Here is an 18686-nt window from a genome sequence, read left to right on the forward strand (position 1 = left end):
CGACGCGGACGGCGCGAGCCCCCAGCCGCCAACACGCTTTTCTTCCTCGGCGATTTCAGGGATGATCGAGCCCGGGAAGAAACAAGCGGCTCTCGTGTCAAGAGAAGCTGCAGGGGAGTGTTGCATATGTTCAGACGTAGCCATTTGGCGACCGCCATTGCTGCCTTCATGGGCGGCTTTCTCGTTAGATGCTGGTAGATCGAGATTCGGCCATTGGAGAGGGTGGTCTTTTCGCAACGACCGTCTTCGGCTGCAGTGGAGCCGCAGCATGGTCGGGCGTTGACTTTAGCTCAACCCACCGACCCAAGAAGTCGTTTGCGGGTGACCGTGTCAAGCCATAGGCGTGCTGTCGGCTAGGATTGCCCGGCCCAAAAAATGCGAATTCGGAGAGGAAGCCCATGAGCATTCAGGTTGCTTTAAGGCCGCGAAGCGGCGACGCGGCACTCTTCTTTGGTGCCCATCTTTCGCGGACTGACTTACTATTGTGGCAGCGCGCGGCTGACGGCGGACCTGATCGATCGCAAGCCCGCTGTGGTCGAGGCGGGAGCTTTCGCCCTGCGCCGCGCAGCCCGACCGAAGCCGCGCGGAAAATCGGCATGAGCTCGCAGGTTTGCTTTCGTATACGCCGCTCGTGCCGCCTCTGTCGGCCAGTCTATCAGTCAACGCACTCTTCTCATTCGATTTTAGCAATATCGCCGGCGGCTAACAAAAGAGAAACGGGTTTGGCCTCGACCGGACAGCAAGGGAGCGAGATTTGATGTTTCAACGCAGCCATTTGAGAATCGCGCTTGCGGCCGCCGCTATGCTGGTGTCGGCCCATGCCGGCGCGCAAGACTATCCCACCAAGCCGATTACGCTGATCGTCCCGTGGCCGGCGGGCGGTTCGACCGACATCTCGATGCGCGCGATCGCCGAAAGCGCTTCCAAGGTGCTGGGACAGCCGATCGCCATCGACAACAAGGCTGGCGGTAGCGGCACCGTCGGCCCGGCCACCATGGCGGCCGGCGCCAAGCCAGACGGCTACACCATCGCGCAGATTCCGATAACCGTGTTCCGCCTGCCCCTGATGCAGGAAGTCTCGTGGAATCCGGACAAGGACTTCACCTATATCGTCCACCTCACCGGCTACACGTTCGGCGTTACCACCAGCGCCGAGTCGCCCTTCAAGACGTGGAAGGACGTTGTCGACTACGCCAAGCAGAATCCCGGCAAGGTGACCTATGCGACGCCGGGCGCCGGCACATCGCTGCATATCGGCATGGAGCAGATCGCGTCCATGGCCGGCATCAAGCTCACCCAGGTGCCTTTCAAGGGCGGCGCGGAAACCAACGCCGCGGTGCTGGGACAGCACACCATGCTGCAGGCGGATTCAACGGGTTGGCGGCCGCTGGTCGACGCCGGCAAGCTGCGGCTTCTGATGGTGTGGACCTCGGCGCGTTCGCCGAATTATCCCGACGTGCCGACGCTGAAGGAGCTCGGCTATCCCATGGTCTATGACTCGCCATTCGGCATCGCCGGACCGAAAGGCATGGACCCGAAGATCGTCGCCAAGCTGCACGACGCCTTCAAGAAGGCGCTGGACGATCCGGCCGTGATCGCGACGCTGGCGAAATTCGACATGGTGCCCAGTTACAAGAGCACCGAGGACTACAAGAAGTTCGTCGTCGAGGTTACCGAGTCAGAGCGCAAGGTGGTCGACAAGCTCGGTCTGGCGAAGAAGACGAACTAATTGCTGCCTGGCACGTGTCCCGGACGCCGTGCAGCACGTTTGCGTTGCTCCGCGGAGCCGGGACCCACTGCGCCCGCAAACGCCCGCAAACATATGGGCTCCGGCTCTGCGGCGCACCACTTCGTGCTGCGCCGCGTCCGGGGAACGGCTGAAAGAGACAGATGAACGACAACGCCAACGTCAAATTCCGCCTCAACAATTCCGAACTGTGGGGCGGGCTGATCGGGCTCGCGCTCGGCGGCTTCGTGATCTGGTCCGGGCTCAAGCTCAAGCTCGGCACCATCAACGATCCCGGGTCGGGCTACGTCCTGTTCTATACCGGCATCCTGATGTGCCTGTTCGCCGCGGCGATCATCGTCGCGGCGCTCACCGAGGGTGGGCCGACCTTCGGTTCGCGTTGGCAGAATGCGCGCTGGACAAAGCCGGTGATCGTCATCGCCTGCCTCGCCGCGTTCGCCTTTGCGCTCAATCCGCTTGGCTTCCTGCTGTCGTCGATCCCGCTGATGGTGCTGCTGTTGCGGCTGGTCGATCCGGTGCGCTGGCAATTGACCATTCCAATCGCGCTGTTGGTGCCGCTCGGCATGTGGTGGATCCTTAAGCGCCTGCTGCTGATCCAATTGCCCTCGGGCATCTTCGAAATCGGCTGATCGCACCATGGACACGCTCATCAACGTCGCGCATGGCTTCGGCGTCGCCCTTCAGCCAATCAATCTGGTCTATTGTTTCATCGGCGTCTTTATCGGAACGCTGGTCGGCGTGCTGCCCGGCATCGGCCCGATCTCGGCGATGTCGCTCTTACTGCCGATCACGCTGTCGGGAACGCCAGAGTCCGGCATCATCATGATGGCCGGCATCTATTACGGCTCGATGTATGGCGGCTCGACCACCTCGATCCTGGTCAACATTCCCGGCGAAGCCGCTTCCGTCGTCACCTGTATCGACGGGCACCAGATGGCGAAACAAGGCCGCGCCGGTCCAGCGCTCGGCATCGCCGCGTTCGGCTCGTTCATCGCCGGCACCTTTGCGCTGGTCGCGCTGATGCTGGTGGCGCCGAAGCTTGCCAGCGTCGCGATCGCTTTCGGGCCGGCCGAATATTTCAGCCTGATGGTGCTCGGCGTCGTGGTGCTCACTTTCCTGACGCAGGGCTCGATGGCGAAGGCGCTGCTGATGGCTTGCACCGGCGTTGTGCTCGGCCTGATCGGTCTCGACAGCATCACCGCGCAGCCGCGCCTGACCTTCGGCCGGATCGAGCTAATCGACGGCATTGGCCTCGTCCCGGTTGTCATGGGCCTGTTCGGCGTCGCGGAGGTGCTGCTCAACACTGAACAAATCATCAAGCGCGACATCATCAACACGAAGATCGCGCACCTGCTGCCAAGCAAAGCAGACTGGAAGGCCAGCGCGGGCCCGATGTCGCGCGGAACGATTATGGGATTCCTTCTCGGCATCCTGCCGGGCGGCGGCGCGGTGATCTCTTCCTTTGCGTCCTATGCTCTGGAAAAGCGGCTGTCCAAGACACCGGAGCGCTTTGGCAACGGCGCGATCGAGGGCGTGGCGGGACCCGAAGCCGCCAATAACGCGGCCGCCGGAGGCGCCTTCATTCCGCTGATGACGCTCGGCATTCCGCCGAATGTGGTGATGGCGCTGTTGCTCGGCGCCTTCGTCATTCACGGCCTGCAGCCCGGTCCCTTGATGATCACGCAGAACCCGGGCCTGTTCTGGGGCATCGTCGCCAGCATGTATATCGGCAATTTGATGCTGCTGGTGCTAAACCTGCCGATGATCGGCATGTGGGTCCAGCTCCTCAAACTGCCCTACAACATTCTGTTCCCGCTGATCATCCTGTTCACCATCATCGGCGTCTATTGCTCAAGCAACAACGTGTTCGACGTCTATGTGATGATCGCGTTCGGCATTATCGGCTATTTCATGCGCAAGCTCGGCTACGAGCCGGCGCCATTGGTGCTGGCCTTCGTGCTGGGACCGATGCTGGAGAACAATCTGCGCAAGTCGCTGATCCTCTCCCAGGGCAATCTGATGACGTTCGTCGAGCGGCCGATCTCGGCCGCCTGCCTTCTGTTTGCAGTCGTGCTGCTGGTCGCGCCGTTGCTGCCGTCACTACGGAAGAAGCGAGAGCTGGTCGCGCTGGATGAAGAGGTGTGAGGGGCCGGAGCAGTGCCGCGCCCCGTGTCCCTGCTGCTAGTCGCCCGCTTGTTCCGCCGCTTCGCGGCATGATAGGCACCAACCATCCTCGTGTAGCCAGCAATTCTCCTCTTGTTCATGAGGGTCGCTGCGCAGCGACTTGACGCCGGCGCCGCGATCACGCGACAACGCTTCAGCGAGCCGCTTACTCACCTCAGCATCGCGTGCACCCGCGAATTCATAGAATAGAACCTGACACAAGAACCGCGCGCTGAACTTGTCAGCGCGGAGGCGCGTGACCAGCAACATGCCGCCGAAACCTTCAGCTGGTGTCATGGGAAACAATAGGCGTCCGCCGGGCTTCAATGCGTCCAGCCAGGCCGGAAGCGGATGCGTCGCTCCAGCACTGGCGACGATCACGTCCGCGGGCGTGAGAGGATGACCGGTGCCGTCGCCATTCGCGACCATGACCTGCGGCCATGGTGCGAGGGCCGCACGCGCCAGCTCCGCAAGTCGCGGCTCGATTTCGATCGCCTCCACGGCGCCATCACGACCGACCAGCTCGGCCAGGATGGCAGTGTAATAGCCCGTGCCGCAACCGAGATGCACCACATGTTCGTTGGCCGCGACATCAAGCTTGTCGAACACGAAAGCCCAAAGGCTGGGCTGGCCGTTGTTGAGCCTGCGGCTTTCGTCGAGCGCGATCAGCACATCATGATAGACGTGACATGGATCGTCATCGGGTGTGGTTCGATAGTCCGCCATGTTCCAGAAGCTTTTGATCCGCCAAGGCCCGGGGCCGACGAACCCCTCACGCGGCACGGCCGCAAAGGCCGCCTTCACCGCGGCTGAGCGCATATCGGCGACAAACCAGAGGTCTTCTGCATAGTGTCGGCGCTGGACTTCTACGGAATCGGACACATCAGGGCCTCAACCATGGGATGAGCGGCCAGCGTAGCACATCAAGGATGCACGCTGTAGCCTCATCACACTCCCGCTCGCCCGGATTGAGCTGTGGCCTATCTGTTCGTGATGCACCCGGGCTTGTCCCGGGCGTCCACGTTCTTTGTCATCCCGCGCAAGGGCGTGGATGGCCGGGACGAGCCCGGCCATGACGCCAGGTGAGGCATTTTCGTTCAAGCCTTGCGCTTCATCTCGCCAAGGTCCCAGAACAGGCCGGCCATGATGGCGAGCGCCTCTTCGGTCACCGGCAGCAGGATGTGCTCGTCCGGCGCATGCTGCGAGCAGCCAGGGTAGGAATGCGGCACCCAGATCGTCGGCAGGCCAAGTCCCTCGGCGAACACGTCATTCGGCAGCGAGCCGCCAAAGTTCGGCAGGATCGCCGGCGACTTGCCGGTGGTCTCCCTGATCGAGTTCGCGGTCCAGTTCACCCAGGGGCTGTCGACATCGGTGCGTGAGGCGGCGAAACGTTGCGTGCCGCTGACTTCCACCATCGGAAAGCCGTTGGCGTGCAGGTGCGCGCGCACGGCGTCGATGACCTCTTCGTATTTGGTGCCGACGACGAAACGAAGCTGCAGCACGGCATTGGCGCGTCCGGGAATGGCGTTGGCCGGCTTCTCGATACTGCCCGACGACATCGCCAGCACCTCCAGCGTATTCCAGGCAAACAGCCGCTCAGCAGGCGATAGCCCCTCCTCGCCCCAGTCGGGCGCCAGCGCCGGTTCGTCCGCGGTCGGCTCGATCTTCACGTCTGCAAGCGCCGCGCGGACGGCATTCGATATCCGCGGCGGCTTGAGCGCGTCGAGCTTCATCCGCCCCTTGCCGTCGACGAGGCTCGCAATGGCGTTGCAAAGGATCGTCGCGGGATTGGCGAGCACGCCGCCCCAATTGCCCGAATGGTGGCCGCCTTCGCGCAAATTGACATCGAGATGGATGCGATTGCCGCCGCGACAGCCGAGGAAGATCGTGGGCCGATCGGCCGAGAGCCGCGGCCCGTCGGACGCCAGGAACAGATCGGCTTTCAGCGCCTCGCTATGGGCTTCGCATACCTGCCGCAGATCGGGCGAGCCGATCTCCTCGCCGGTCTCGATAATGAATTTGGCATTGAAGCCAAGCTTGCCGCCGCGGGTTTCGCGTACGGCGCGCAATGCCGCGAGGTTGATACTGTGCTGGCCTTTGTTGTCGGCGGTGCCGCGGCCATAGACGCGCTCGCCCTTGGTCGTGACCTGCCACGGATCGAGATTGTCGCGCCATTCGCCTTCCATGCCGTCGACGACGTCGCCATGGCCATAAGTAAGCACGGTCGGCAGCGAGGGATCCTCACGATAATCCGCCAGCAGATACGGCCCCTTGCCGGTCGGCGATTCGATCAGGCGGGTGGAAAAGTCGAGCGCGGCAAAGGCCGGCTGGAGGTCGTCGACGAGATAGGCGCGCAACGCCTCGCCGCTGCCGGGATTCTGGCTTTCGGTCCGATATCCAACCCTGCGGCCGAGCTCGGCGAGAAACGCGCCGGAATGAAGATGCTCGCGTACCCGCGCAACCGCGTCGGCTCTATCAGCCATATTTCTTTCCTTTGTTCGCAAACGTGTTGGGCCGCAACCTATCGGGATAAGCCGCCCGCTGGAAGAGGCAGGGCCTGTCGAATGGGCCTTGCTAAACGCAGCGAGGATGCAACAATTTCAAGCAACAGCCCGGCGTTTAACCGGGCAAATGCGCGAGGGAACTGCGCGCTGCGAGGTCCGCGTCATGACAAAACAAATCCGGCTCAACGCCTTCGCCATGAACTGCGTGGCGCATCAATCGCCGGGGCTCTGGACCCATCCGCGCGACCGCACGCTGGACTACAACCGCCTGGCCTATTGGCTCGATCTGGCAAAGACGCTGGAGCGCGGCCGGTTCGACGGACTTTTCCTCGCCGACGTGCTTGGCGTCTACGACGTCTTCGGCAACAGCCCGGACGCGGCGCTGCGCAATGCCGCGCAGACGCCGGCCAACGAGCCGCTGATGCTGATCCCGGCGATGGCGGCGGTGACGCAGAATCTCGGCTTCGGCGTCACCAGCAATCTCTCTTTCGAGCCGCCCTACCCGTTTGCGCGGAGAATGTCGACGCTCGATCATCTCACGGAGGGACGCGTCGGCTGGAACGTGGTGACCGGCTATCTCGATAGCGCTGCCCGCAGCGCCGGCAAGGACAAGCAGACCGCGCATGACGACCGCTACGAGATCGCGGATGAATATATGGAGCTGGTGTACAAGCTCTGGGAAGGAAGCTGGGAGGACGAGGCCGTGCTGCGCGACCGCGCGCGCGGGATTTTTGCCGATCCTGCCAAAGTGCATCGCATCCAGCACGAGGGCCGTAACTACCGGCTCAACGCCATCCATCTTAGCGAGCCGTCACCGCAGCGGACGCCGGTGCTGTACCAGGCCGGCACCTCGCCGCGTGGACGGCAGTTCGCCGCGCAACACGCCGAATGCGTATTCATGTCGGGCCCATCGGCCAAGATCATCGGGCCGCGGGTGGCCGCGATCCGCGCGCTGGCGCAGGAGATCGGACGCAATCCGGCTGAAATCCTGATGTTCTCCATGATGACCATCATTCTCGGCCGCACCGAGGCCGAGGCAAAGGCGAAGTACGCGGACTATCGGGCGCACATCGCGACTGAGGGCGCGCTGGCCTTGATGTCGGGCTGGATGGGCGTCGATTTCTCGAGCTACGACCTCGACCAGGAAGTGCGCCACGTCCAGAACGACGCCGGCCGCACCGCGCTCGACAACGTCACGCGCGCCGATCCCGACCGGGTCTGGACCGTGCGCGAAGTTGTCGAGCATGTCGGCATCGGCGGCGCCGGACCGGTCGTGGTCGGCACGCCAGAAAAGGTTGCCGACGATATCGAGGCGTGGTTCGAGCAGACCGATGTCGACGGCCTCAACATAGCGTTCGCCACTTCGCCCGGCGATTTCGAGGATATCGCCGACATGCTGGCGCCTGAATTGACAAGGCGAGGACGGTACAAGAACGAATACGCGAAGGGGACGCTGCGAGAGAAGCTGTTCGGTGCGGGGCGCGCGCGGCTGACGGAGCAGCATCCGGCGGCGAGATTTCGCCCGCATGTGCAGTGAAGGCGGCGGAGTAGCGCTCCGTCGTTCCGGGATGGTCCGAAGGACCAGACCCGGAACCTCGAGATTCCGGGTTCGATGCTTTGCATCGCCCCGGAATGACCGCATCTAATTCACCGCGTTACTCACCACCACCTCGATCAGCTTCGCGCCGGGGCGGCTGAAGGCCGACGACAATACCGACTTCAACTGGCCGGGATCGGTCACCTTCGTCGCCTCCAGACCAAGCGATTTCGCCACGCCGGCAAAATCCACCGGGGGATCCACAAAATCCATGCCGACGTAATGATCGTCGCCGTGGAAGGCGAGCAGCCGTTGCTTGATGATGCGGTAGCCGCCATTGTTGACGATGACGAACGTCAGCGGCAGCTTGTGGTTTGCGGCCGTCCACAGCGACTGGATCGAGTACATCGAGCTGCCGTCGCCGGAATAACAGACCACTGGCCGCTGCGGATGGGCGAGGCTGACGCCGACAGACGCGGGCAGTCCCCAGCCGATGCCGCCGGAGGCGAGCGCGTGATAGCCGTAGCGGTCGCGGTGCGGACGCAGCGCGATGATCTGCCGCGACGACGTCAATCCCTCGTCGACCAGAATGGCGTTATCAGGCATCGCTTCGACCACCTGCAGCGCCAGCCAGTCCGGATCTATTGGTAAAGTCTTGGCATGTTTCGCAATCTGTTCGACCAGCGGCTTGCGCCGCGCCGTCCAGTTCTTCGAGGCGAGTGCGTCCAATCCTTGGCTCGCGCGCGCCTGGAGCGCGCTGCCGCCGGCGGCCTTGAGCGCCGGCACCAGGGCGCGCAAGGTTTCCCGCACATCGGCCTTGAGCGCGATTTCCGCCCCATAGTTCCTGGCGAGATCGTTATCGACCAGGCCGATCTGCACGATCGACAGCCCGTCCGGCAACGGATCGACTTCGCTGTAGACCGACATCCGCAAGGGATCGCCGCCGAGCGCGATGATGAGATCGTATGGCGACAGCGCGTCACGGGCGATCTTCTGGATGCGCGCCAGCGCGCCCATGAAGCACGGGCTTTCCGACAGGAAATGGGCGCCATAGGGCGTCGGCGACTGGTAGGCTGGGCAACCCAGCGTTTCCGCGAGTTGAGCGGCCTCCTGCAACGCATCGCTTTTCACGATCTCGTCGCCGACAATGATCACCGGCCGCTCTGCCTTGAGAATCCGCGCGGTCAGCGCCTGCAACGATTCCTCCGACGGTTTGACGCGCGTATCGACGCGGGTCGAGCGGCCAAGCTCGATGCCGGCCTCGGAATTGAGGATGTCGCCCGGCAGCGAGATGAACACCGGCCCGGTAGGTGGCGTGGTCGCGATCTTGGCGGCGCGGCGCACGATGCGCGGCAGGTCCTCCAACCGCGTCGCCTCCACCGCCCACTTGACCAAGGGCGCAGCCATCTGCACCAGCGGACCATAAAGCACCGGCTCCGTCAGGCCGTGGCCCTGCTCCTGCTGGCCGGCCGTCAGGATCAGCGGCGTGCCGGTAAAGCTGGCGTTGTAGAGCGAGCCCATCGCGTTGCCGAGGCCGGGCGCGACATGGACGTTGCAGGCGACGAGCTTGCCGGAGGCGCGGCTGAAGCCGTCGGCCATGGCGACGACCAGGCTTTCCTGCATCGCCATCACATAGGTGAGGTCGGGATGGTCCTTCAGCGCGTGCATGATCGGCAGTTCGGTGGTGCCGGGATTGCCGAACAGATGCGTAACGCCCTCGTCCTTCAGCAGTGCAAGAAATGCCGAACGGCCGGTGATCTTGTTTTTCATTTTTCCTCCCGCCCGCCGCTTCGAAGAAGTGCGGGGTGGAAACAGATGACCAAACTTGACGCGTGTAAGCAATGGAGCGCGGTCATGGCTGCTCTGCACAGGCATTTTCCGTATCCCGGACGCCGTGCAGCGCGGCAGCGGTACACTGCGGGACCCCAACACAAAAACGCGAAAACAACCCCATGCAAAGTAGAATGGGATCCGGGTCGCAGCACTCAGACCGCCTGCCTCCGAAGCACGAGATGGTCCGTCGTCACGGCCTCATCCTGCTCCAGGTCGAGTACTCACTAAGCGACTGACTGATGTCCGCTCAACCCTCAACAGCGGCGGAATAGCGGACATAGCCCGATGTCGCAGAAGGGCCAGAGGCGACATCGAGCCTTCAATTTTACGTTTGGCATCGTATTTTCCTTAACACAACTTCGCCAATGTCTCAGGATCAAGCTGGAAAGGCGGTACCTATGGCCCTTGGCGCCGGTCTCGGCATCCTAGTGTTAGCGTTGGTCCCATGCCTTCATACTCACTGGATCGCCACCAAAGTCTGTGCAGCCGCGGGCGCCGTTCTTACGCTGCTAGTTCTCACGGCGCCGGTCCTGGCTTGCCGCGGCCCCCAATCCCACGAAACGATCCTGCTCGACGCGATCCCGCCGGCAGCGGAAGGGAGCGAGGTCATCGCCAAGGTCGAAATCCTCGAGGTGCACATCCGCGAATTACCGGGACTGCGCCCCTTTCATGCGGCTCGTGCACGCGTCCTGCAATCAGTCCGAGGCACTGCGGACGGACAGATCGTCGAAATCTTCGCCGAGCCCACCTCATGCGGCGGTGGACTCTATCAGAGTGCGGTTGGACGCAAGGGTTTCATCGCCGGGCGCTTCAAGCAGATCGCCGATGAAACCTTCTTTCACGGCCGTTGGACCTGGGGCCAGATCGGCAAGTTCTGAGAAGCTCGTGGGCCCCGTGACGCTGTGATGCACTGATGTCCGCCTTGGATCTCAATAGCGGAAGAAGTTTCGCTGGTAGCAGCGCATGGGATAGGCCATCATCGGCTCTGCATGACCCGGCTCATTTGTAACATCTGGCCCAGAATTGTGATCGTCGAAGGGATCATGGGGTCCGGCAAGTCGACGACCGTGCTGCGAATTGCTGATCGATTGAAGACATCCGGTGTCTCCGTCCTCGGCATTACCGAGGGCATTAGCCCACATCCGATCCGTTTCGATTGGGACCTGCCGTGGGCGGACATGCCGGCAACGCAACTGGCGAAGTCGGCCGCAGCCCGTTGGGGTGCCTACGCCACTTCTGCCTCGATGTCAGAGAGCATCACGGTTGTCGATGGACAACTTTTCCATGGGAATCTAACGGCACTGTTCCTGCTTGATGCCGACATAGCCCTGATTCGCGGCTACGTTCATGATGTGGTAGCTGCCATCAAGCCGCTACGCCCCTTGCTGATCTACTTTCACCAAGATGACGTTGACCGAGCTATTAGAACGATTGCTACTGAGCGGGGCGATGCATGGGTGACATATCAGGTCAATTGGAAACTGGCATCGCCGTATGCCGTTAGGCATGGCTTGGCTGGTCTTGAAGGGCTTATCGAGCTCTATCGCGATTATCGTCAGCTCACTGACCGGCTCTACACGGATCTGGATATCCCGAAGATCAGCATCGAGAACTCAGGAAAGGAATGGGCGAAGTATGAAGAGACCATCGATTCCATCTTGATGAACCCAAATGGGACTGCCGAGGCTGCGAATTTATTGCCCCCATGAGCAAGATAAGGTTTGCAGCCAGAGATCAGGAGTCGATCGAGGGGGCAGCGGTCGTCTGGTGGTAGGATCACAGGCCACAACATGTTTGCCCGTGCAAAAGATCAGCGATTGAAGCGATCCGAAATTGAAGTCCAGGCGAATGCCCGCCGCAGTCAACGCTGCTTAGCATTGGGCAGCTTTGGGTCGTGAGCGGCGGTCGGGGCCAAGCAGTGTTGCGTCCAGTCCACCCCCGACAGCCGACGTGGCAACCGCTTACGGGTTGGTCGGCTCGGGGCCAGTAAGGGACATTGAGAAATTCGGCGCTCCTAGTTAACAATGGGCCCAAACTACTGGGGCGGAGCATGTCGAGTGAGTTGGACGACCTTGCTGCATTTCTGTTGGAGGCTAAACGGCGCACATACGCCGGTTTGGATGACGACGCGAGTGTGACAGCACCATTGCTCAATGGGTCTAAGCAGCTAGAACACCAAGCAAGTCCGTATGCATATCGAGACATTTATTTCGGTATAGGGTTCTTCGTTGGACAAGAGACGGTGTCGAAGGATGGCAAAGTCGTTTGGTCAATGTGTTACAGTGGCGGCGTCGATCCGGATATCGGGGATCGAGATACTCTTCTAGTGATCTACAATTTCCTTCGTCGAGCCTTGCTCGCGGGACGCATTGATATGCCATATCGCGGCCCCGCTTCATTCGAGGTCGATGACATGAGCTATCGCAATAGCGTCGATGGAACCTTGGCGCGCTTTCATGGTGTAGAAGAAATCTCGCAGCGCGGCGAGACGCTGTACGAGTTGCGCTACAGCGGCGGACTACTGCTGTAGGCGCGTCCGCGGAGAGCCCGAAATGGGTCAAGATCGGCGGTCTAGGTCTTTTGCAAGGCGCTCCCAATCTAGACCCGACAGCGACCTTGGACGATCGTCAAGTCTCGGAGATGCGGGCTACGCGGGGTCGATATATCAGCGCACGAGTGGTCGCAGAACCAGAAATGTGCAGTATCAAGGTTTCGCATATCCCTCTCAGGTTGCTGGCATGATTGACACGGAAGTTCTCTGGCGGTTCTTTGTTCTTTGGCTTGTGACGGTGCCTACTCCGGGCGCTAATTCACTGATGGTAACGCACCTGTCACTGACGCGTCCCGCGAAACATGTTGGTTTCGCGCTCATCGGCCACATTGTTGCAGTGATGCTGCTCGCTCTTTGTGCACTGCTTGGCTGGGCTGCACTGCTCGAGCTGTTCCCGAGCTTACGCACCATAGTGGGTGTGCTCGGAGGCGCTTACCTGATCTATTGTGGCTGGCTACTGTCGAGGCGGGCTCGTTCAGCCAATATCGCGCCTTCCCTAGCGCGCGATGACACCGACAACAACGGGACGGAGCCTTCCAAAGCTTTTTTTGTCGGCTTCGCCACGGCGCTTTCGAACGCCCAAGCGATTTTGTTTATCACGAGTATCTTTGCCGTCACGGGAGTGCTCACCGCAAACCTGCCGACAGCGGGTTCGGTGCTCGGCATCATCATCGCGTGCAATTTGAGCTATCTCAGTTTCCTCGGGTGGATATTTCGCCGTCCAACCATTCGAGCCGGGTACCAACGTTTTCGGCATTGCATCGAGGGAGTAGTTGGGGCGTTGTTCGTGGTTTTCGGTCTACGGTTAATCATACGGGAAGTGTGGCGCTGAAACGCTCGCATTGATCCGTGCGGGTTCTCTTGTGTTGCCCGAGATCACTGGCGGCGACCAACAAAACGTCTGGTCCGGGTCCAAGAACGACAAAGCTCAGGGTGAGCATAATAGGTCCGCTTTCGGGTGCATAGCGTCCGACCCGCTCCTTGGCGGGCCACATTGAGCCGGACTGTCTTGCCGTGATTCAAGCCCCTTATCGCCTTCGTCCAGCTCGCATCCATCCGGCTATGGCTGGCTGCGCGTAGTGGGTCCCCGCTCTAGAACATCCCTTCACGATCGGCACGCTTCTTCTTTTTCGAGCGCTGCCAGACCACGCCGGGATATCCCTTCAGCGGCACCAGCGGTTCACCGGTGTAGGCCCATTCCTGCAATTCCTCGATCGCGATATGATAGAGCGGCTGGCGGCCGGTGCGGCCGGAGAACAGCGCGCGGGGGATGTTGACCATGTGCGGCGAGCGCGGACGCTCATAGACAACAGGCGTGCCGCAATTGGAGCAAAAGCTGCGTATCGTCTTGGTGGCCTCGTCTTCATACCGCGTGAGGCTGTCCTCGCCCCTCGTGATCCGAAACCGCTTTTTCCAGCTTCCGACATAGGTCGCGTAAGCCGCGCCATGCGCGCGGCGACTGGCCGGCGAATGATCGTGCCAGGCCCAGCGCGCCGGCACGTCGATCTCGAAGGCGACCTTGCCGCACAGGCATTGGCCCGCGGCGGGTTTGCCGAGTGAGACGGCCTTGGTTTTTTTCTGTTCTAATTCCTCTTCTGGAAACATTCTGTGCTGCCTTTGCCGTCATTGCGAAGAGCGAAGCAACAACGAAGACGCTGTCATTCCGGGATGGTGCGTTAGCACCAGACCCGGAATCTCGAGATTCCGGGTTCGATGCTTTCGCATCGCCCCGGAATGACGGTGGGGCTCACGCCTGCTCCAGCTCGTTGTGCTCCGGATAATCCGTATAGCCTGTCACATCGCCGCCGTAGAACGTCGCGCGGTTATAGGGCGTCAGCGGGAAGCCGCGCTGCAGCCTGCGCGGCAGGTCCGGATTCGAAATGAAGATGCGGCCGAAAGCGACCGCGTCGGCATGGCCATCCCTGATCGCGGCGTCCGCGGCCTCGCCGGTGAAGCCGCCGGCCGTGATCAGCACGCCCTTCCAGATCGGGCGAAACAGCACCATCGCCGACGGCACGTTCTGGTGATTGACCTCGGCGCGGCCGGCGCCGGAGGAGCGCGGCTCGATGAAATGCAGGTAGGCGAGGCCAAGCGGATTGAGCTGTTCAACAGCATAAGTGTAAAGCGGCATCGGGTCCGGCTCGCCGCTGCCGTTGGCGACACCATAGGGCGACAGCCGCACGCCGACGCGGTCGGCTCCCCATACCTCGACCACGGCCCTGGTCACCTCCATCAGGAAGCGCACGCGGTTCGGGATCGAGCCGCCATACTGATCGGTGCGCAGGTTGGTGTGCGACTGCAGGAACTGCTCGATCAGATAGCCATTGGCGCCGTGCACCTCGACGCCGTCGAAGCCGGCGGCAAGCGCGTTCTTCGCGGCCTGACGATAGGCATCGATCACGCCGGGAATTTCCGAGGTCTCAAGCGCGCGCGGCGTCTCGTAGGGCACCGCCTTGCCGTCTGCCGTGCCCGTCTTCAGGTCGGCGATCGGCACCGCCGATGGCGCGACCGGCAACACGCCGCCCGGCTGAAAGGAGGAATGCGAGACGCGCCCGACATGCCAGAGCTGCAGGAAAATGATTCCGCCCTTGGCATGAACCGCATCGACCACCTCGCGCCAGCCTTCGATCTGCGCTTCCGTATAGATGCCGGGAACGCCGGGGCTGCCAAAGCCTGTCGCCATCACGGGCGAGGCTTCGGCGATGAGCAATCCGCCCGGCGTCGCGCGCTGCGCATAATATTCCGCATTCAGCGGCCGCGGCGCGAGGCTCGGCTTCGCCGCCCGCATCCGCGTCAACGGCGCCAACGCGAGACGATGATTGAGCCGATAGGGGCCGACCTTGAGCGGCGAAAACAACGATGGATAATTCATGTCTCTTCCAGAACCCCGGGTTGATACCGATATGTAACCGCTTCAGCTTGTTCGTAAAAGGTTTCGGACGCAACGTGTAGCCTCGACGCGAGCGAGCACATCTTCCATGCAAAAACCGAACGGCAAGCCGCTTCCTTCGCTCAGCGAGCCCCGGAGAGCGGCCAGCCGACAAGAAAAGAAAGTGATGGTTTGAAGTCGCCGCGGACTCTCTTCACCTCTCCTGCTTGCGGGGGAGGTCGGATCGCATTGAACAATGCGATCCGGGTGGGGGCTCTCTCCACATTATGACTTGCGGAGAGAGCCCCCACCCATAGCCGATGCTCCGCATCGGCGTCCTACTAAAGAACGGCGGCCATGGGCCGCCTATGCCTCCCCCGCAAGCGGGGGAGGGAGCGCAATCCCTACGCGGCGCTAGGCCGTCTTGATCCAGACCGCCTTGACGTTGAGATATTCCTCGACGTGCTGCTTGCCGGACTCGCGGCCATAGCCGCTCATCTTGTAGCCGCCGAACGGCACGGCCGGATCCATCGCCTGATAGCAGTTCACCCAGACCGAGCCGGCGCGCAGCGCCTTCGCGACCTGATGCGCCTTGCTGACATTGGTGGTCCAGACGCCTGAGCCCAGGCCGAAGGTGGTGGCATTGGCGCGCTTGACCAGTTCGTCGGTATCCTTGAAGGAAATCGCCGAGATCACCGGGCCGAAGATTTCCTCCTGCGCGATCCGCATATTGTCCTGCACATTGGCGAACACGGTCGGCTGCACGAAGAACCCCTTCGAGAGTGCGCCTTCGGTCAGTCGGCCGCCGCCGGCCACTGCTTTGGCGCCTTCCTTCTGGCCGATGTCGAGGTAACCAGCGACGCGGTCCATCTGCTGCTGTGAGACCAACGGCCCGATCTGCGTGCCCGGATCGAGGCCGTTGCCGACCTGCAGCTTCTTGCCAAATTCGGCGACGCGGCCGACGAATTCGTCATAGACTTTCTCTTCGACGAACAGCCGCGTACCCGCGCTGCAGATCTGCCCGGAATTGGCGAACACGGCCATTGCGGCGCCCGGCACCGCCGCGTCGAGGTCGGCATCGGCGAACACGATATCGGGCGACTTGCCACCGAGCTCGAGCGACACGCGCTTGAGGTTGCCGGCGGAGGCGCGGATGATCGACTGTCCCGTGACGTGCGAGCCGGTGAAGGCGACCTTGTCGACATCGGGGTGCGAAGCGAGCGCCGCGCCGGCGGTCTCGCCGTAGCCGGGCACGACGTTGACGACGCCAGGCGGGACGCCGGCTTCCATGCAGAGCTCGGCGAGCCGCAGCGAGGTCAGCGGCGCTTCCTCGGCGGGCTTCAACACGACGGTGCAGCCGGTTGCGATCGCGGGACCGATCTTCCAGACGGTCGCAGCGAGCGGACCGTTCCAGGGAATGATCGCCCCGACCACCCCGACCGGCTCCTTCAACGTGTAAGAGAAGATATCGCCGGGCAACGAGTTCTCGATGGTCTCGCCGTGCAGCGCCGTGGCCTGCCCGGCGTAATAGCGGAGCATGCCGAGCACGCGCAGCTTGTTGCCGCGGGTGCGGCTGATCGGCGCGCCCATGTCCATCGTATCGAGCTGCGACAGCTCCTCGAAATTCTTCTCGACGAGATCGGCGAGCTTCAGCAACAGGCCTTGCCGCTCATACGGCCTGACCTTGCTCCACGGTCCTTCGAAGGCGCGGCGGGCCGCCGCCACGGCGCGGTTGATGTCCTCCGCGTCACCTTCGGCGACGGTCGCGAGCAATTCGCCGGTCGCCGGATTGTGGGTCTCGAACTGCTTGCCGGAGGCGGCGTCGACCCACTGGCCGTCGATCAGCATCCTCTTGTAGGAACCATCCGCGTAAGGATGGCGCGTGATCGGAATTGCCTGCGTGACAGCCATGTTTACACTCCCTTGAGTCGATTGGAATCCTATGCCGCTATGTTTGCGGATCTATAGCGGTGGCATGAAACCGTAATGCGGCCGGAGGATTGCGGAAAGCGGCCGATGCGAAGACCTCCCATGCCCGTTCGTCCATGGTAGTCTAAGGCGCCTGCCTGCGATTACATCCCTCATCCGTCCGGAGAATGACGATGCCCCATCCTGCGATGTCGCCAAATCATGTTGCCGTGATCACGGGAGGCGCCTCCGGCATCGGGCTCGCCGCCGCGATGCGTTTCGCCGGCTTCGGCATGAAGGTGTGCATCGCCGACATCGGCGCCGAGCGCCTCGCCGAGGCCGCGGCCAGACTGGCAGCCATCGCCAAAGGCGGCGCGGCCGACATCATGACGGCATCGGTCGACGTCAGCCGCTTCGATGAGGTTGCGGGCCTGGAAGCCGCGGTGCAAAAACGGTTCGGCGGTACCGACATCCTGATGAACAATGCCGGCATTGGCCCCGACAGCAACAGTTTTGGTCCGCTGGAGAACTGGCAGCGTATTCTCGCGGTGAACCTGTGGGGCATCATTCACGGCACGCAAGTTTTCGTACCTCCCATGGTCGAACGCGGACGGCCCGGCCTCGTGATCCACACCGGCTCCAAGCAAGGCATCACGACGCCGCCCGGCAATCCCGCCTACAACGTCTCGAAGGCCGGCATCAAAGCACAGACAGAAGCGCTGCAGCACGAATTGCGGAACCTGCCGGGCTGCAAAATCAGCGCGCATCTGATGATCCCCGGCCACGTCTTCACTCCCCTGACCGCGCGCGGCCGCACCGAGAAGCCGCCCGGCGCCTGGACGCCGGAGCAAACGATCGATTTCATGATCGAACGCGTCGACGCCGGCGACTTCTACATCCTCTGTCCGGACAACGACGTGCCACGGCCGCTCGACGAGCGGCGCATGCTGTGGGCGGTCGGCGACATCGTAGAGAACCGCCCCGCGCTGTCGCGCTGGCATCCGGATTATGCGGAGGCGTTCGCGAAGTTTGTGAAGGGGGAATGAGTACCCTCTCCCCTTGTGGGAGAGGGTGGATCGAATGAGCGAAGCTCATTCGAGACGGGTGAGGGGTTCTCTCCGCGAATCGCGCACGCGGAGAGAACCCCTCATCCGGCGCCATAGCCGATGCGAAGCATCGGCGTTCTAAGAGGCGGCATAGGCCGCCTATGCCACCTTCTCCCACAAGGGGAGAAGGAAGAAGCGTGCCCACCATCGCGAGCGCGGCACTAAAATGGTGGGCACGTCGCTATGCTCCTTTGCCCACCCTACAGACCGAGCGCTACAGCGTCACCTGCTTGTCGCCGCATTGCTTGCAGGCGTATTTGACGCGGGTCGCGCCCTTCTCGGCCAGGACGCGGTTCGGCGCGCCGCATTTGCCGCAGACCGCCTCGATCCTGGTCTGTCCTTGCTTGACGACGATGGTTTTCCTTTCCATCGTCTCGCGGATCAGGCGTTCGGCCTCCTCACGCATCGCTTGCTTCGACATTGGCCTGCCCCGTCATGAACTCGCTACGGCGGCGGTCTTATCACAGT

The 18686-nt window shown here is 62.2% G+C and carries 16 protein-coding genes; 9 read left to right on the forward strand and 7 right to left on the reverse strand.

Annotated features, from left to right (window positions below; all coding sequences use genetic code 11):
• Positions 1-802: 802 nt before the first annotated feature.
• The 3 genes from V1292_RS03230 (at position 803) to V1292_RS03240 (ending at position 3892) form a co-directional block, all read left to right on the forward strand.
• On the forward strand, positions 803-1729 hold the full coding sequence (locus V1292_RS03230; RefSeq protein WP_442895596.1) for a tripartite tricarboxylate transporter substrate binding protein: 927 nt from the start codon (positions 803-805) through the stop codon (positions 1727-1729).
• Between the two features lie 161 nt (positions 1730-1890).
• Positions 1891-2376: a tripartite tricarboxylate transporter TctB family protein gene (locus tag V1292_RS03235; RefSeq protein ID WP_334370285.1), complete on the forward strand. Its 486-nt coding sequence runs from the start codon at positions 1891-1893 to the stop codon at positions 2374-2376.
• Positions 2377-2383: 7 nt separating this feature from the next.
• Positions 2384-3892, forward strand: coding sequence for a tripartite tricarboxylate transporter permease (locus tag V1292_RS03240; RefSeq protein WP_334370286.1), 1509 nt, complete (start codon positions 2384-2386; stop codon positions 3890-3892).
• A gap of 36 nt (positions 3893-3928) precedes the next feature.
• Here the strand turns inward: V1292_RS03240 and V1292_RS03245 are convergent, their stop codons facing one another.
• Positions 3929-4792, reverse strand: coding sequence for a protein-L-isoaspartate O-methyltransferase family protein (locus V1292_RS03245; protein WP_334370287.1), 864 nt, complete (start codon positions 4790-4792; stop codon positions 3929-3931).
• Between the two features lie 215 nt (positions 4793-5007).
• On the reverse strand, positions 5008-6393 hold the full coding sequence (locus V1292_RS03250; protein WP_334370288.1) for a M20 family metallopeptidase: 1386 nt from the start codon (positions 6391-6393) through the stop codon (positions 5008-5010).
• 184 nt (positions 6394-6577) lie between these two features.
• Between V1292_RS03250 and V1292_RS03255 the strand changes: the two genes are divergently transcribed.
• The gene (locus V1292_RS03255) at positions 6578-7951 is read left to right on the forward strand and encodes an LLM class flavin-dependent oxidoreductase (RefSeq protein ID WP_334370289.1); all 1374 of its coding nucleotides are present in this window, start codon (positions 6578-6580) and stop codon (positions 7949-7951) included.
• Positions 7952-8056: 105 nt separating this feature from the next.
• Here V1292_RS03255 and V1292_RS03260 read toward each other — a convergent pair whose 3' ends face one another.
• Entirely contained in the window at positions 8057-9721 is a 1665-nt protein-coding gene (locus V1292_RS03260; protein ID WP_334370290.1) for a thiamine pyrophosphate-binding protein, read from the reverse strand.
• Between the two features lie 461 nt (positions 9722-10182).
• On the opposite strand from V1292_RS03260, the gene V1292_RS03265 reads away from it, so the two are divergent.
• From V1292_RS03265 to V1292_RS03280, 4 genes are all read left to right on the forward strand, one after another.
• On the forward strand, positions 10183-10662 hold the full coding sequence (locus tag V1292_RS03265; protein WP_334370291.1) for a hypothetical protein: 480 nt from the start codon (positions 10183-10185) through the stop codon (positions 10660-10662).
• A gap of 111 nt (positions 10663-10773) precedes the next feature.
• Positions 10774-11493, forward strand: a complete 720-nt coding sequence (locus V1292_RS03270; protein WP_334370292.1) for a hypothetical protein — start codon at positions 10774-10776, stop codon at positions 11491-11493.
• A 341-nt stretch (positions 11494-11834) separates the two neighbouring features.
• On the forward strand, positions 11835-12314 hold the full coding sequence (locus V1292_RS03275) for a DUF5680 domain-containing protein (protein WP_334370293.1): 480 nt from the start codon (positions 11835-11837) through the stop codon (positions 12312-12314).
• Positions 12315-12522: 208 nt separating this feature from the next.
• On the forward strand, positions 12523-13167 hold the full coding sequence (locus tag V1292_RS03280; protein ID WP_334370294.1) for a LysE family translocator: 645 nt from the start codon (positions 12523-12525) through the stop codon (positions 13165-13167).
• A 260-nt stretch (positions 13168-13427) separates the two neighbouring features.
• Here the strand turns inward: V1292_RS03280 and V1292_RS03285 are convergent, their stop codons facing one another.
• The 3 genes from V1292_RS03285 to V1292_RS03295 form a co-directional block, all read right to left on the reverse strand.
• On the reverse strand, positions 13428-13940 hold the full coding sequence (locus V1292_RS03285) for a GFA family protein (protein ID WP_334370295.1): 513 nt from the start codon (positions 13938-13940) through the stop codon (positions 13428-13430).
• A 142-nt stretch (positions 13941-14082) separates the two neighbouring features.
• Entirely contained in the window at positions 14083-15207 is a 1125-nt protein-coding gene (locus V1292_RS03290) for an alkene reductase (protein WP_334370296.1), read from the reverse strand.
• A gap of 411 nt (positions 15208-15618) precedes the next feature.
• Positions 15619-17115, reverse strand: coding sequence for an aldehyde dehydrogenase family protein (locus V1292_RS03295; RefSeq protein ID WP_334370297.1), 1497 nt, complete (start codon positions 17113-17115; stop codon positions 15619-15621).
• Positions 17116-17306: 191 nt separating this feature from the next.
• Here V1292_RS03295 and V1292_RS03300 point away from each other — a divergent pair, with 191 nt between their 5' ends.
• On the forward strand, positions 17307-18158 hold the full coding sequence (locus V1292_RS03300) for an SDR family NAD(P)-dependent oxidoreductase (protein ID WP_334370298.1): 852 nt from the start codon (positions 17307-17309) through the stop codon (positions 18156-18158).
• 274 nt (positions 18159-18432) lie between these two features.
• Here the strand turns inward: V1292_RS03300 and V1292_RS03305 are convergent, their stop codons facing one another.
• The gene (locus V1292_RS03305; RefSeq protein WP_334370299.1) at positions 18433-18639 is read right to left on the reverse strand and encodes a hypothetical protein; all 207 of its coding nucleotides are present in this window, start codon (positions 18637-18639) and stop codon (positions 18433-18435) included.
• Positions 18640-18686 lie beyond the last annotated feature (47 nt).

The organism is Bradyrhizobium sp. AZCC 1719 (genome assembly GCF_036924525.1).
Lineage (GTDB): Bacteria > Pseudomonadota > Alphaproteobacteria > Rhizobiales > Xanthobacteraceae > Bradyrhizobium.